General features: G+C 62.2%; 13 protein-coding genes. 12 read left to right on the top strand and 1 reads right to left on the bottom strand.

Features of this window, described 5'->3' with window-relative positions; all coding sequences use genetic code 11:
- Window positions 1-236: 236 nt before the first annotated feature.
- On the top strand, window positions 237-1,796 hold the full coding sequence (locus tag N436_RS17610) for a sigma-54-dependent transcriptional regulator (RefSeq protein ID WP_060500677.1): 1,560 nt from the start codon (window positions 237-239) through the stop codon (window positions 1,794-1,796).
- Between the two features lie 53 nt (window positions 1,797-1,849).
- Here N436_RS17610 and N436_RS17615 read toward each other — a convergent pair whose 3' ends face one another.
- Entirely contained in the window at window positions 1,850-2,104 is a 255-nt protein-coding gene (locus N436_RS17615; RefSeq protein WP_003260110.1) for a DUF2790 domain-containing protein, read from the bottom strand.
- 398 nt (window positions 2,105-2,502) lie between these two features.
- Here N436_RS17615 and acs point away from each other — a divergent pair, with 398 nt between their 5' ends.
- From acs to astB, 11 genes are all read left to right on the top strand, one after another.
- A complete protein-coding gene (acs, locus tag N436_RS17620) occupies window positions 2,503-4,464 on the top strand; it encodes an acetate--CoA ligase (RefSeq protein WP_110741634.1) in 1,962 nt (653 codons plus the stop codon).
- 491 nt (window positions 4,465-4,955) lie between these two features.
- Window positions 4,956-5,741, top strand: coding sequence for an ABC transporter substrate-binding protein (locus tag N436_RS17625; RefSeq protein ID WP_060500683.1), 786 nt, complete (start codon window positions 4,956-4,958; stop codon window positions 5,739-5,741).
- 88 nt (window positions 5,742-5,829) lie between these two features.
- Window positions 5,830-6,519, top strand: a complete 690-nt coding sequence (locus N436_RS17630; RefSeq protein WP_003254523.1) for an ABC transporter permease — start codon at window positions 5,830-5,832, stop codon at window positions 6,517-6,519.
- On the top strand, window positions 6,516-7,214 hold the full coding sequence (locus tag N436_RS17635; RefSeq protein WP_016711852.1) for an ABC transporter permease: 699 nt from the start codon (window positions 6,516-6,518) through the stop codon (window positions 7,212-7,214). The genes N436_RS17630 and N436_RS17635 overlap by 4 nt, the downstream gene beginning before the upstream one ends.
- Window positions 7,215-7,236: 22 nt before the next feature.
- On the top strand, window positions 7,237-8,001 hold the full coding sequence (locus N436_RS17640; protein ID WP_016711851.1) for an ABC transporter ATP-binding protein: 765 nt from the start codon (window positions 7,237-7,239) through the stop codon (window positions 7,999-8,001).
- A 98-nt stretch (window positions 8,002-8,099) separates the two neighbouring features.
- Window positions 8,100-9,080 carry a transcriptional regulator ArgR gene (argR, locus tag N436_RS17645; protein ID WP_110741635.1) on the top strand — a complete coding sequence of 327 codons (981 nt, stop codon included), beginning with the start codon at window positions 8,100-8,102 and terminating at the stop codon, window positions 9,078-9,080.
- A 342-nt stretch (window positions 9,081-9,422) separates the two neighbouring features.
- Window positions 9,423-10,643 carry an aspartate aminotransferase family protein gene (locus N436_RS17650; protein WP_110741636.1) on the top strand — a complete coding sequence of 407 codons (1,221 nt, stop codon included), beginning with the start codon at window positions 9,423-9,425 and terminating at the stop codon, window positions 10,641-10,643.
- A gap of 135 nt (window positions 10,644-10,778) precedes the next feature.
- The gene (aruF, locus tag N436_RS17655) at window positions 10,779-11,798 is read left to right on the top strand and encodes an arginine/ornithine succinyltransferase subunit alpha (protein ID WP_105946054.1); all 1,020 of its coding nucleotides are present in this window, start codon (window positions 10,779-10,781) and stop codon (window positions 11,796-11,798) included.
- 78 nt (window positions 11,799-11,876) lie between these two features.
- On the top strand, window positions 11,877-12,905 hold the full coding sequence (gene astA, locus N436_RS17660) for an arginine N-succinyltransferase (RefSeq protein ID WP_105946055.1): 1,029 nt from the start codon (window positions 11,877-11,879) through the stop codon (window positions 12,903-12,905).
- Window positions 12,906-14,369, top strand: coding sequence for a succinylglutamate-semialdehyde dehydrogenase (gene astD / locus N436_RS17665; protein WP_110741637.1), 1,464 nt, complete (start codon window positions 12,906-12,908; stop codon window positions 14,367-14,369).
- A 23-nt stretch (window positions 14,370-14,392) separates the two neighbouring features.
- Complete coding sequence (gene astB / locus N436_RS17670; protein ID WP_110741638.1) at window positions 14,393-15,742, top strand: N-succinylarginine dihydrolase; 1,350 nt, start codon at window positions 14,393-14,395, stop codon at window positions 15,740-15,742.
- Window positions 15,743-15,745 lie beyond the last annotated feature (3 nt).

Raw genomic sequence — 15,745 nt, forward strand, 5'->3', positions numbered from 1 at the left:
CTTTTCTTGTTATGTGCAGGACATGCCTAAGGAATATCCCTTCACTGGCCGTTTTGCACGGGTGCAAGCCGCTGTCGCGCCAGCGGTTGAAGCGGATTTCGTAACGATAATTTTACAAAAGAGCCCGGGTGTCGGAAAATTCGGGGCATACGGCTGATGGTTGCGCTGTTTTTGTCAGCTTATCTTTACGACTTTTCCGCGCGATGTTGAAAAACATTGGCGCTTCGAGAGCCCTCATGCGTATCAAAGTGCACTGCCAGAACCGCATTGGCATCCTGCGCGACATCCTCAACCTGCTGGTGGAGTACGGCATCAACGTGCTGCGGGGCGAGGTGGGCGGTGACCATGGCAATGCCATCTACCTGCACTGCCCGAACCTGATCAACCTGCAGTTCCAGGCCTTGCGGCCGAAGTTCGAGGCGATTGCCGGGGTATTTGGCGTCAAGCGCGTGGGCCTGATGCCCAGCGAACGTCGGCACATGGAGCTGAATGCCTTGCTCGGGGCGCTGGACTTCCCGGTGCTGTCGATCGACATGGGCGGCAGCATCGTCGCCGCCAACCGCACGGCAGCGCAGTTGCTGGGGGTGCGCGTGGATGAGGTGCCGGGCATGCCGCTGGCGCGCTATGTGGAAGACTTCGATCTGCCGGAGTTGGTGCGGGCCAACAAGTCGCGCATCAATGGCCTGCGTATCAAGGTCAAAGGTGATGTGTTCCTGGCGGATATCGCACCGCTGCAGTCCGAGCACGACGACAGCGAGGCGTTGGCTGGCGCCGTGCTCACCCTGCACCGTGCCGACCGCATTGGCGAACGCATCTACAACGTGCGCAAGCAGGAACTGCGCGGCTTCGACAGCATCTTCCAAAGCTCGCGGGTGATGGCCGCCGTGGTGCGCGAGGCTCGCCGCATGGCGCCGCTGGATGCGCCGCTGCTGATCGAGGGTGAGACCGGCACCGGCAAAGAGCTGCTGGCACGCGCCTGCCACCTGGCCAGCCCCCGTGGGCAGTCGCCGCTGATGGCGCTCAATTGCGCCGGCTTGCCCGAGTCGATGGCCGAAACCGAGCTGTTCGGTTACGGCCCCGGGGCATTCGAAGGGGCGCGGGCAGAGGGTAAGCTGGGGCTACTTGAACTGACCGCAGGCGGCACGCTGTTCCTTGACGGGGTAGGGGAGATGAGCCCGCGCCTGCAAGTGAAGTTGCTGCGCTTTTTGCAGGACGGTTGCTTCCGCCGGGTAGGCAGCGATGAAGAGGTGTACCTGGATGTGCGGGTGATCTGCGCGACCCAGGTGGATTTGTCCGAGCTGTGCGCGCGCGGCGAGTTTCGTCAGGACCTTTATCACCGCCTGAACGTGTTGTCGCTGCACATTCCGCCTTTGCGCGAGTGCATGGATGGCCTGGAAGGGTTGGTGCAGCACTTTCTCGACCAGGCCAGCCGACAAATCGGCTGTGCCATGCCGCGGCTGGCGCCGGCGGCGATGGATAAACTTGGGCAATACCATTGGCCGGGCAATGTACGGCAGTTGGAAAACGTATTGTTCCAGGCGGTTTCTTTATGTGAAGGCGGCGTGGTTAAAAGCGAGCATATACGTTTGCCGGATTATGGCGCGCGGCAACCGTTGGGTGAGTTTTCGCTGGAGGGCGATCTTTCGCAGATTGTCGGACGCTTTGAAAAAGCGGTGCTGGAAAGTTTGATGGGGGAGTTTTCGAGTAGCCGGGCTTTAGGGAAAAGGCTGGGCGTTTCGCATACAACAATCGCCAACAAGTTAAGGGACTATTCGCTTGGCAAGTCTGCCGATTAGTTGGGCTTTGCAAAAAGTGAAAGGGGCCCGCAGGGCCCCTGATTCAGAAGGTATCAGCCGTTAGAGCAGCCGTTCCCCATCACGCGGTATTCGAGAATGTGCTTCTGGCCCTTGGAGTCCTCGTAGGTCATGCGGGCTGGCACGACTTCGCACACGTTGGGCACTTCGCTCATGGAGATGACGCGGGCAATGTCCAGGTGCTGCGAGTAACTGTACTGTTCAACCGGAATCTGCTCGGCATCTTTGGCTTCGCCGGCCATTGCCGCGCCGCAAAGACTGCCAAGTACCAATACCAGTAAAGCTTTCATTTTCTATTTACCTGTCTAAGGTCGTGAGGGGGCACGCGGCGCTTATGGCGCCGCGAGTACTGCTAGTTTTAACTATCGGGATTAGAGGGAGATTAACGTTTGCCTTCGTGGGGGCTGTTACCAGTTGTTAATCGCCTTGCCGTTGCTGGCGAGGTGAATTTTAGGGTTGTGGCCAAGGCCGAAACAGTGGGTCTTTTGATAAAGTGTTTTGACAGAATCTGTAACAATCCTCTGGTAAAGCCCCCCGTTTTTTCGTGGTCAGGGCTGTAATCCGCATGCCAGAGCACTTTGGCGGAACGGGCGTACCAAATTACTACCAACGTCGAATGGCTTTTGTCGCTCTGGTACAGTTACAAACGGTTCCATACAAAAACAACTATTACACCGAGGTAACACAGATGAGTGCGGCTCCACTGTATCCCGTTCGTCCCGAGGTTGCGGCCACTACCCTGACCGACGAGGCCACCTACAAGGCCATGTACCAGCAATCGGTGATCAACCCGGACGGCTTCTGGCGCGAGCAGGCCCAGCGAATCGACTGGATCAAGCCGTTCACCAAGGTCAAGCAGACCTCCTTCGACGACCATCACGTCGATATCAAATGGTTCGCCGACGGCACTCTGAACGTTTCCTCCAACTGCCTGGATCGCCACCTTGAAGAGCGCGGCGACCAGTTGGCCATCATCTGGGAAGGCGACGACCCTTCCGAACACCGCAACATCACCTACCGCGAACTGCACGAGCAGGTGTGCAAGTTCGCCAACGCCCTGCGTGGCCAGGACGTGCACCGGGGTGATGTGGTCACCATCTACATGCCGATGATCCCCGAAGCCGTGGTCGCCATGCTGGCCTGCGCCCGCATCGGTGCGATCCACTCGGTGGTGTTCGGTGGTTTCTCGCCCGAGGCGCTGGCTGGCCGCATCATCGACTGCAAGTCCAAGGTGGTGATCACTGCCGACGAGGGCCTGCGTGGCGGCCGCCGCACCCCGCTCAAGGCCAACGTCGACCTGGCGCTGACCAACCCTGAAACCAACAGCGTGCAGAAGATCATCGTGTGCAAGCGCACCGGTGGCGACATTGCCTGGCACCAGCACCGCGACATCTGGTACGAAGACCTGATGAAAGTGGCCTCCAGCCACTGCGCGCCGAAAGAAATGGGGGCCGAGGAAGCGCTGTTCATCCTCTACACCTCCGGTTCCACCGGCAAGCCGAAAGGTGTGCTGCACACCACCGGCGGTTACCTGGTGTATGCCGCACTGACCCATGAGCGGGTATTCGACTACCGCCCGGGTGAAGTGTACTGGTGCACTGCCGACGTGGGCTGGGTCACCGGCCACAGCTACATCGTGTACGGCCCGCTGGCCAACGGCGCCACTACCCTGCTGTTCGAGGGTGTGCCGAACTACCCTGACATTACCCGCGTGTCGAAGATCGTCGACAAGCACAAGGTCAATATCCTCTACACCGCACCCACTGCCATCCGCGCGATGATGGCCGAAGGGCGGGCGGCTGTTGAAGGTGCCGACGGCTCCAGCCTGCGCCTGCTCGGCTCGGTGGGCGAGCCGATCAACCCCGAAGCCTGGAACTGGTACTACAAGACCGTGGGCAAGGAGCGTTGCCCGATCGTCGATACCTGGTGGCAGACCGAGACCGGTGGCATCCTGATCAGCCCGCTGCCGGGCGCTACCGGCCTGAAGCCTGGGTCGGCTACCCGTCCGTTCTTCGGCGTGGTGCCAGCGCTGGTGGACAACCTGGGCAACCTGATCGACGGTGCTGCCGAGGGCAATCTGGTGATCCTCGACTCCTGGCCGGGCCAGTCGCGTTCGCTGTTCGGCGACCACGATCGCTTCGTCGACACCTACTTCAAGACCTTCCGTGGCATGTACTTCACCGGTGACGGTGCGCGCCGTGACGAGGATGGCTATTACTGGATCACCGGTCGTGTGGATGACGTGCTCAACGTATCCGGGCACCGCATGGGTACCGCCGAGATCGAAAGTGCCATGGTGGCCCACGCGAAGGTGGCCGAGGCTGCAGTGGTAGGCGTGCCGCACGACATCAAAGGGCAGGGCATCTATGTGTATGTCACCCTCAATGCCGGTATCGAGGCCAGCGAGCAACTGCGCCTGGAGCTGAAGAACTGGGTGCGCAAGGAAATCGGCCCGATCGCCTCGCCGGATGTGATCCAGTGGGCACCGGGGCTGCCGAAAACCCGTTCGGGCAAGATCATGCGCCGTATCCTGCGCAAGATTGCCACCGGTGAGTACGATGCGTTGGGCGATATCTCGACCCTGGCCGACCCGGGCGTGGTGCAACACCTGATCGATACCCACAAGGCAATGAACCTGGCTTCGGCCTGACAGCGAGGCAGGGCCGTGTGAACAGAAAACCCCGCCCGGGCAACCGGGCGGGGTTTTTGCTTTACTGTTACCCGACATTCATCGGTAACTGTTCTGTCACCGGCCTTGCACACGTTCGGGGCGCGAGGAAACAACGCGGACCTGTTTCGGTGCGTTCATGCAGCCATTTTCTACAACGCGGCACGCTACACTTGCCGTAGTACAAGGCTTTGCCAATAATAGGCCCAGGAATTGCTAGGTCTATTGGTTCTATTTCTTGTGCCTTCGCATATTTTGCGCTGGTCGTCAACATCGCCCGCAGCGGTTTCAGGCGCTTCTGTAAGTAGTTGTCGCTTTGAAGAAATATCGACTACCGGGCTGTCGCTAAAATGCCACTCACTCGCTCGTGGTCTGCGACCTTGGTCGAACCCTGCGCGGCTCGCGTTGTACCCATTCGCATATCGGGCAGCCGTTACCTGCCTTGTATTGCCCCGTACCGATGGAGTTACCTGATGAAGAAGCTCGCACTGCTTGGCGCCCTGGCGCTATCCGTATTTTCCCTGGTGTCGCAGGCCGATGAAAAACCGCTGAAAATCGGCATTGAAGCCGCCTACCCACCCTTCGCCTTCAAGCAGCCCGATGGCAGCATCGCCGGTTTCGACTACGACATCGGCAACGCCCTGTGCGAAGAGATGAAAGCCAAGTGCACCTGGGTCGAGCAGGAGTTCGACGGCCTGATCCCTGCGCTGAAAGTGCGCAAGATCGACGCCATCCTGTCGTCCATGTCGATCACCGAGGACCGCAAGAAGTCGGTCGACTTCACCAAGCGTTACTACCTCACTCCGGCGCGCCTGGTGATGAAGGAAGGCACCACGGTCAGCGAAAGCCTGGATGAGCTGAAAGGCAAGAAGATCGGCGTGCAGCGTGGCTCGATCCATGACCGCTTCGCCAAGGAAGTGCTGGGCGCCAAAGGTGCCACCGTGGTGCCTTACGGCACCCAGAACGAAATCTACCTGGATGTGGCCGCTGGCCGCCTGGACGGCACCGTGGCCGACGCCACCCTGCTGGAAGACGGCTTCCTCAAGACCGACGCGGGTAAAGGCTTCGCCTTCGTAGGCCCGTCCTTCACCGACGCCAAGTACTTCGGTGACGGTATCGGTATTGCTGTGCGCAAAGGTGACAAGGCCAACGTCGACCGCATCAACGCGGCCATCGACGCCATCCGTGCCAACGGCAAGTACAAAGAAATCGAGAAGAAGTACTTCAACTTCGACATCTACGGTCCAGACTCGAACTAAGACGTCGGGTTTCACCTGTGCAATGGTGCAAACAGCAGAGGCTCTGAGGTTTGCACCATTTTTCATTCTTTAGGTCGAGGACCTCATCATGTTGAAAGGCTACGGGGCAGTCATCCTCGACGGGGCGTGGCTGACGCTTCAGCTCGCCCTGTCGTCGATGGCCCTGGCCATCGTGCTCGGCCTGATCGGTGTGGCGCTGCGCTTGTCGCCGGTGCGCTGGCTGGCCTGGCTGGGTGACCTGTATTCCACGGTGATCCGTGGTATTCCGGACCTGGTCCTGATCCTGCTGATCTTCTACGGCGGGCAAGACATCATCAACCGGGTGGCACCGCTGCTCGGCTACGAAGACTACATTGACCTGAACCCGTTGATTGCCGGTATCGGTACCCTGGGCTTCATCTTTGGCGCCTACCTGTCGGAAACCTTCCGCGGTGCTTTCCTGGGGATTCCCAAGGGCCAGGCCGAGGCGGGCGTGGCGTATGGCATGAGCCCGCGCCAGGTGTTCTTCCGCATCCAGGTGCCGCAAATGATTCGCCTGGCGATCCCGGGCTTCACCAACAACTGGCTGGTACTCACCAAGGCCACCGCACTGATCTCGGTCGTCGGCCTGCAGGACATGATGTTCAAGGCCAAGCAGGCGGCCGATGCCACCCGCGAGCCTTTCACCTTCTTCCTGGCGGTGGCGGCACTGTACCTGGTGCTGACCAGCGTCTCGCTGCTGGCCCTGAAGTATCTGGAGCGCCGCTACTCGGTGGGCGTCAAGGTGGCTGAACTATGATCTTCGACTACAACGTCGTCTGGGAGGCATTGCCGATGTACTTCGGCGGCCTGCTGACCACCCTCAAGCTGTTGGCGATTTCGCTGTTCTTCGGGCTGCTGGCGGCCATTCCGCTGGGCCTGATGCGCGTGTCGAAACAGCCGGCGATCAACCTGACTGCGTGGCTGTACACCTACGTGATCCGCGGCACCCCCATGCTGGTGCAGCTGTTCCTGATCTACTACGGCCTGGCGCAGTTCGAAGCGGTGCGCGAAAGCTTCCTCTGGCCGCTGCTGTCCAGCGCCACCTTCTGCGCGTGCCTGGCGTTCGGCATCAACACCAGCGCCTACACCGCCGAAATCATTGCCGGCAGCCTCAAGGCCACGCCCCATGGCGAGATCGAGGCGGCCAAGGCCATGGGCATGTCGCGCATGAAAATGTACCGGCGCATCCTGCTGCCCTCGGCCCTGCGCCGGGCGCTGCCGCAGTACAGCAACGAAGTGATCATGATGCTGCAAACCACCAGCCTGGCGTCGATCGTCACCCTGATCGACATCACCGGTGCCGCACGCACGGTCAACGCCCAGTACTACCTGCCTTTCGAGGCCTACATCACGGCGGGCGTGTTCTACCTGTGCCTGACCTTCATCCTGGTGCGCCTGTTCAAGATGGCCGAACGCCGCTGGCTCGGCTACCTGGCGCCGCGCAAGCACTGACCGCTCTGTGAGAATCGACAGCATGTACAAACTCGAAGTCCAAGACCTGCACAAGCGCTACGGCAGCCACGAAGTGCTCAAGGGCGTGTCGCTGGCGGCCAAGGCCGGCGACGTCATCAGCATCATCGGCTCCAGTGGTTCGGGCAAGTCGACCTTCCTGCGCTGCATCAACCTGCTGGAGCAGCCGCACGCGGGCAAGATCCTGCTCAACAACGAAGAGCTCAAGCTGGTGGCCGGCAAGGACGGCGCGCTGAAGGCTGCCGACCCGCGTCAGTTGCAGCGCATGCGCTCGCGCCTGTCGATGGTGTTCCAGCACTTCAACCTGTGGTCGCACATGACCGCACTGGAAAACATCATCGAAGCGCCGGTGCATGTGTTGGGTGTGAACAAGAAGGAAGCGCTGGAAAAGGCCGAGCATTACCTGGCCAAGGTGGGTGTTGCGCACCGCAAGGACGCCTTCCCCGGGCATATGTCGGGGGGCGAGCAACAACGTGTGGCAATTGCCCGCGCACTGGCCATGGAGCCGGAGGTTATGCTGTTCGACGAACCGACCTCGGCACTGGACCCTGAACTGGTGGGCGATGTGCTCAAGGTGATGCAGGCGCTGGCCCAGGAAGGCCGCACCATGGTGGTGGTGACCCACGAAATGGGCTTTGCCCGTGAGGTGTCCAACCAGTTGGTGTTCCTGCACAAAGGCCTGGTGGAAGAAACCGGCTGCCCGCGTGAAGTGCTGGCCAACCCGCAGTCGGAGCGCCTGAAGCAGTTCCTCTCCGGCAGCCTGAAGTAAAAGCTGCATTTTTGCACCAGAATAGGGCATGCTGCGCGGCGAGCGCAGCCTGACCCGGCGCACAGACTCGAACGACCTCAGGTTTCGGACCGCACCCTATGACCACCCAGCGAATCGGTTTTCTCATCTGGCCCAGCACCAGGCCCTTGACCCTGGCGCTGGCCGAGGAAGTGTTGCTGGTGGCGCAGCGGGTGCACCCGGATGTGGTCTACGAAATGGCCTTCCTGCAGGCGGAGCCGGCGCAAGAGAGTGGCTGGCGCCTGCCGGGCGAGCCGTGGACTGGTCGCCTGGAGGGGTGCCACAAGCTGTTTCTGGTTGCTGACGAGCCGCCTGCGGCAGTAGGGGCAGCCTTGTCGGCTGCCCTCAAGCAGCAGGCGCGCAGCGGTTGCATGATCGGTGGCCTGTCTGCCGGGGTTTATCCTCTGGCGATGCTGGGCTTGCTCGACGGTTATCGTGCTGCCGTGCACTGGCGCTGGCAGGATGATTTTGCCGAGCGTTTCCCCAAGGTCATCGCCACCAGTCACCTGTTCGACTGGGACCGCGACCGCCTGACGGCCTGTGGCGGCATGGCCGTAACCGACCTGCTGCTGGCCGTGCTGGCCCGCGATCATGGGGCGGAGCTGGCGGGGGCTGTTTCGGAAGAGTTGGTGGTAGAGCGTATCCGCGAGGGTGGTGAGCGCCAGCGCATCCCGCTGCAGAACCGCCTGGGCTCCAGCCACCCCAAGCTGACCCAGGCGGTGCTGTTGATGGAAGCCAACATCGAAGAGCCGCTGACCACCGACGAAATTGCCCAGCATGTGTGCGTGTCGCGCCGGCAGCTGGAGCGCATCTTCAAGCAGTACCTGAACCGCGTGCCGAGCCAGTATTATCTGGAGCTGCGGCTGAACAAGGCGCGGCAGATGCTGATGCAGACCAGCAAGTCGATCATCCAGATCGGGTTGTCTTGTGGCTTCTCGTCGGGGCCGCATTTTTCCAGTGCTTACCGCAACTTCTTTGGCGCGACGCCGCGAGAAGATCGTAACCAGCGGCGTAGCAGCAGCCCGTTTGAGCTGAGTTCGGCGCCTGCTGAAAAAGGCTGATATTCACGCTGCCTGTACTGGCCCTATCGCCGGCAAGCCAGCTCCCACAGATATGTCGCAATCCTCAGGGTCTGTGGTGATCTTGTGGGAGCTGGCTTGCCGGCGATAGGGCCAGCCCAGGCAACCACTCTTCTATATGTGAACACCCGTTCACCCAGCCCCCTCTCTCCCGTACACTGCGCGATTGCGACAGTGTTTGTCGCATTGCCGAAAACCTTGTCAAAACTGGGTTTTGCGCTGTAACAAGTTGTCGCTTGGCCGCAAGGACAGGCGCGGATCAGTCCTTACAATCCCCCCATCGCTCGCCACTTCCAGGCCAGCGTTCCTCTTCAGGAGACTCAGATGTCCGTTGAGCAAGCCCCGGTGCAACGTGCCGATTTCGACCAGGTCATGGTCCCCAACTATTCTCCGGCGGCCTTCATTCCTGTGCGAGGCGAGGGTTCCCGCGTTTGGGACCAGTCGGGTCGCGAGCTGATCGACTTTGCCGGTGGCATCGCGGTAAACGCCCTGGGCCATTGCCACCCGGCACTGGTCAAGGCCCTGACCGAGCAGGCCAACACCCTCTGGCACGTATCCAACGTGTTCACCAACGAGCCGGCCCTGCGCCTGGCCCATAAACTGGTGGATGCCACCTTTGCCGACCGGGCATTCTTCTGCAACTCCGGCGCCGAATCCAACGAGGCCGCTTTCAAGCTGGCCCGTCGCGTTGCGCATGACCGCTTCGGCCCGGAAAAACACGAAATCATCGCCACCGTGAACAGCTTCCACGGCCGCACCCTGTTTACCGTCAGCGTCGGTGGCCAGCCGAAGTACTCCGATGGTTTCGGCCCGAAGATCACCGGCATCAGCCACGTGCCCTACAACGACCTGGAAGCGCTGAAGGCACAGATTTCCGACAAGACCTGCGCCGTGGTGATCGAGCCGATCCAGGGCGAGAGCGGCGTGGTGCCGGCCGACAAGGCCTACCTGGAAGGCGCGCGCAAGCTGTGCGACGAGCACAACGCCCTGCTGATCTTCGACGAAGTGCAAACCGGCGTGGGCCGTACCGGTTCGCTGTATGCCTACCAGCACTACGGCGTGACGCCAGACATCCTGACCAGCGCCAAGAGCCTGGGCGGCGGCTTCCCGATCGGCGCCATGCTGACCACCACCGAGCTGGCCAAACACCTGGCCGTCGGCACCCACGGCACCACCTATGGCGGCAACCCGCTGGGCTGCGCCGTTGCCTGTGCCGTGCTGGATGTGGTCAACACCCCGGAAACCCTGGCCGGCATCAAGGCCAAGCACGCACGCTTCAAGACCCGTCTGGAACAGATTGGCCAGAAGTACAACCTGTTCAGCCAGGTACGTGGCGTTGGCCTGCTGCTGGGCTGCGTGCTGACCGAAGCCTGGCAAGGCAAGGCCAAGGACGTACTCAACGCTGCCGAAAAAGAAGGCGTGATGGTGCTGCAGGCCGGCCCGGACGTGGTTCGCTTTGCGCCAAGCCTGGTGGTTGAAGACGCCGACATCGATGAAGGCCTGAACCGCTTCGAGCGCGCCGTGGCCACCCTGACCAAAGGCTGATCCGCCTGCGGCCACTTCGCCGGCCCCAGCCATGGCTGAGCCGGGCCGGCGATACCCGATTCCAGTGCAGGTGCCCGTGCGCCTGCCGTTTTTCCGTGCCGCCGTAAGCGGCCCGTATTCCAAAGGAGTGACACCATGCTGGTGATGCGCCCCGCGCAAATGGCTGATCTGAACGAAGTGCAGCGCATGGCTGCAGACAGCCCCATTGGTGTCACCTCGCTGCCGGACGACGCTGCTCGCCTGGGCGACAAGATCGCCGCTTCCGAGACTTCCTTCGCCGCCGAGGTCATCTTCAACGGTGAAGAAAGCTACTTCTTCGTGCTCGAAGACAGCGAAACCGGCAAGCTGGCCGGCTGCTCGGCCATTGTGGCGTCGGCGGGCTACTCCGAGCCGTTCTACAGCTTCCGCAACGAAACCTTCGTGCATGCCTCGCGCGAGCTGAAGATTCACAACAAGATTCACGTGCTGTCGCTGTGTCATGACCTGACCGGCAACAGCCTGTTGACCAGCTTCTATGTATTGCCAGAGCTGGTGAACAGTGGCTGGGCCGAGCTCAATTCGCGCGGTCGCCTGCTGTTCATGGCCGCGCACCCGGAGCGTTTCGCCGACTCGGTCGTGACCGAAATCGTCGGTTTCAGTGACGAGCAGGGCGAATCGCCGTTCTGGGATGCCATCGGCCGCAATTTCTTCGACCTCAACTATGCCGACGCCGAGCGCCTGTGTGGCCTTAAAAGCCGCACCTTCCTCGCCGAACTGATGCCGCACTACCCGATCTATGTGCCGCTGCTGCCTGATGAAGCGCAGGAAGCCATGGGCCAGGTGCACCCGCGCGCGCAGATCACCTTCGACATCCTCATGCGCGAAGGCTTCGAGACCGAGCACTACATCGACATCTTCGACGGCGGCCCGACCTTGCATGCGCGTACCTCGGGCATTCGCTCGATCGCTCAGAGCCGGGTAGTGCCGGTGAAAATCGAAGAAGCGCCAGCCAAGGGCGGGCGCCCGTACCTGGTCTGCAACGGCCAGCTCCAGGACTACCGCGCGGTGCTGCTGGACCTCGACTGGGTACCCGGCAAACCGGTAAGCCTGAGCGTGGCGGCAGCCGATGCACTGGGTGTGGGGGAGGGCGCCAGCGTGCGCCTGGTGGCGGTCTGAGGTCTGGCGACAGACGTTTCGGGATTGATGCGTTAGCAGAGTTTCGCGCCGGCCGATGCCGTCGCACAAGGAGATAGCATGATCGTTCGTCCTGTACGCAGCAGCGATTTGCCTGCGTTGATCGAATTGGCACGCAGCACCGGTACCACCGGGCTGACCACGCTGCCGGCCAACGAAGAGCGCCTGGGGCATCGCGTTGGCTGGGCGGAAAAAAGCTTCCGTGGCGAGGCCGAGCGTGGCGACACCGACTACCTGTTCGTGCTGGAAAACGACGAAGGCCTGGTGGTGGGCATCAGTGCCATTGCCGGTGCCGTCGGCCTGCGCGAGCCCTGGTACAACTACCGGGTCGGCCTGACCGTCAGCGCCTCGCAGGAGCTGAAGATCTACCGCGAAATCCCCACGCTGTTCCTGGCCAACGACCTGACTGGCAACTCCGAGCTGTGCTCGCTGTTCCTGCGCAGCGACTATCGCTCCGGGCTGAATGGCCGCCTGCTGTCGCGCGCGCGCATGCTGTTCATTGCCGAATTCCCCGAGCTGTTCGGCAAGAAGATCATTGCCGAAATGCGCGGCATGTCGGACGAGCAGGGGCGTTCGCCGTTCTGGGAAAGCCTGGGCCGGCACTTCTTCAAGATGGAGTTCAGCCAGGCGGACTACCTCACTGGCGTGGGCAACAAGTCGTTCATCGCCGAGCTGATGCCCAAGTTCCCGCTGTACACCTGCTTCCTGTCCGAGGCGGCGCGCAATGTGATCGGCCGTGTGCACAAGGACACCGAGCCGGCGCTGGCCATGCTCAAGCAAGAAGGCTTCAACTACCAGGGCTACGTCGACATCTTCGATGCTGGCCCGGCCATCGAATGCGACACCGCCAAGATCCGCGCCGTGCGCGAGAGCCAGACCCTGGTGCTGGCGGTCGGTACGCCGGGCGATGACGCCACCCCTTACATCATCCACAACCGCAAGCGCGACGACTGCCGTATCACGGCTGCACCTGCGCGGTTGGCCGCCGGCACCCTGGTGGTCGACCCGCTGACCGCCAAGCGCCTGCGCATGGGCGCCGGCGACAATGTGCGTGCGGTGCCGCTGTCGGCTAGCCGGGAGGCCCAGTAAATGACCACGCATTTCATCGCAGGCAATTGGCAGGCCGGCCAGGGCGAAGCCCTGCAGTCGCTGAACCCGGTGACCCAGGCCGTGATCTGGCAAGGACAGGGCGCCGATGCCAGCCAGGTGGACGCTGCCGTGCAGGCCGCGCGCCAGGCGTTCCCGGCCTGGGCGCAGTTGAGCCTGGAAGCGCGCATCGATGTGCTGGAGAAGTTCGCGGCGCAGTTGAAAGCGCACGCCGAAGCCATGGCCCAGTGTATCGGCGAGGAAACCGGCAAGCCGCTGTGGGAATCGGCGACCGAAGTCACCAGCATGATCAACAAGGTGGCGATTTCGGTGCAAAGCTACCGCGAGCGCACCGGCGAAAAGAGTGGCCCGCTGGCCGATGCCACGGCGGTGTTGCGGCACAAGCCCCACGGCGTGGTGGCCGTCTTCGGCCCTTACAACTTCCCCGGCCACTTGCCTAACGGCCACATTGTGCCGGCGTTGTTGGCAGGCAATTGCGTGGTGTTCAAGCCCAGTGAGCTGACCCCCAAGGTGGCCGAGCTGACCGTCAATTGCTGGATCGCCGCTGGCTTGCCGGCGGGTGTGCTGAACCTGGTGCAGGGCGCACGCGAAACCGGTGTGGCGCTGGCTGCCAACCCAGGCATCGATGGCCTGTTCTTCACCGGTTCCAGCCGCACCGGCAACCTGCTGCACCAGCAGTTCGCCGGTCGCCCGGACAAAATCCTGGCCCTGGAAATGGGGGGCAACAACCCGCTGGTGGTGGACGAGGTCAAGGACATCGACGCGGCGGTGTACACCATTATCCAGTCGGCGTTCATTTCTGCCGGCCAGCGCTGCACCTGTGCCCGGCGCCTGCTGGTGCCGCAAGGTGCCTGGGGTGATGCGCTGATCGCGCGCCTGGTCGAAGTGTGCAAAACCATCACGGTAGGTGCGTTCGATGAGCAACCGGCGCCTTTCATGGGGTCGGTGATCTCGCTGCAAGCGGCGCAGGCGCTGATGGCGGCCCAGGCCGAGCTGGTTGCCAACGGTGGCGTGAAGCTGCTGGAAATGACCCAGCCGCAGGCCGATGCCGCGCTGCTGACCCCGGGCATCGTCGATGTCACTGGCGTGGCCGGGCGACCGGACGAAGAGTTCTTCGGCCCACTGCTGCAAGTCATCCGTTATGCCGACTTCGATACGGCCATCGATGAAGCCAACAACACTCAGTACGGCCTGGCCGCCGGGTTGTTGTCCGACTCCCGCGCCCGCTACCAGTACTTCTGGCTGCGCAGCCGTGCCGGCATCGTCAACTGGAACAAGCAACTGACCGGTGCCGCCAGCAGCGCGCCGTTCGGCGGTGTGGGGGCCAGTGGCAACCACCGCGCCAGCGCCTATTACGCGGCTGATTACTGCGCTTACCCCGTGGCTTCGCTGGAGACCGCCAGCCTTGCCTTGCCGGCGACGTTGACGCCGGGCGTCACCCTATAACAACAGGTCACGGAGCCTAGCCGATGAAATCCTATGAAGTGAATTTTGATGGCCTGGTGGGGCCTACCCACAACTATGGCGGCCTGTCCTACGGCAACGTGGCTTCGCAAAGCAACAGCCAGCAGGGTTCCAACCCGCGTGAAGCCGCGCGCCAGGGCCTGGCGAAAATGAAGGCGCTGGCCGACCTGGGCTTCAAGCAAGGCGTGCTGGCGCCGCAGGAACGCCCGGATGTGGCCGCCCTGCGCCGCCTGGGCTTCAGCGGCAGCGATGCCGAAGTGATCCAGCGTGCGGCTAAAGAAGCGATGCCGCTGCTGGTGGCCAGCTGCTCGGCGTCGAGCATGTGGGTGGCCAACGCGGCCACGGTCAGCCCCAGTGCCGACACCGCGGATGGCCGCGTGCATTTCACCGCTGCCAACCTGAACTGCAAGTACCACCGCAGCATCGAGCACCCGACCACCAGCCGTGTGCTGGGCGCCATGTTCAACAACGAGAAACACTTTGCCCACCACGCAGCATTGCCTGCCGTGGCACAGTTCGGTGACGAGGGCGCGGCCAACCACACGCGCTTCTGCCGTGCCTATGGCGAGCCGGGCGTTGAGTTCTTCGTTTACGGCCGCAGTGCCTTCGACAGCCGCTACCCGGCGCCGCAGAAGTACCCGGCCCGGCAAACCCTGGAGGCCTCGCAGGCCGTGGCCCGGCTGCATGGGCTGAGTGATGGCGGTGTGGTCTACGCTCAACAGAACCCGGCAGTGATCGACCAGGGCGTGTTCCACAACGATGTGATTTCGGTGGGTAACGGCGAGGTGCTGTTCTACCACGAGGACGCCTTCCTGGAGACCGACACGGTGCTTGGCCAGCTGCGAGCTAAACTGGCCAGCAAGGGTGGCAACTTCCAGGCTATCTGTGTGCCACGCGCGGAGGTGACGGTTGAGGATGCGGTGCGTTCCTACCTGTTCAATAGCCAGCTGCTCAGCCGCGACGACGGTTCCATGCTGCTGGTGGTGCCGGAAGAGTGCCGCAACAACGAGCGGGTCTGGGCCTACCTGGGCCAGCTGACCAGCCAGGGCGGCCCGGTGAAGGAGGTCAAGGTGTTCGACCTCAAGCAGAGCATGCAGAACGGTGGTGGCCCGGCTTGCCTGCGTTTGCGTGTGGCGTTGAAGGAATCGGAACTGGCAGCGGTCAACCAAGGCGTTATCATGACCGCCCCGCTGTACGACACCTTGGGAGGGTGGGTCGACAAGCATTATCGCGATCGCTTGAGCGACGCGGACCTGGCCGACCCACAACTGCTGGTGGAATGCCGTACGGCACTGGACGAATTGACCCAGATCCTGAAGTTGGGTTCGGTGTACCCGTTCCAACGACAACCTTGAAGA

Source organism: Pseudomonas sp. RV120224-01b (assembly GCF_003208145.1).
Classification (GTDB): Bacteria; Pseudomonadota; Gammaproteobacteria; order Pseudomonadales; family Pseudomonadaceae; genus Aquipseudomonas; species Aquipseudomonas monteilii.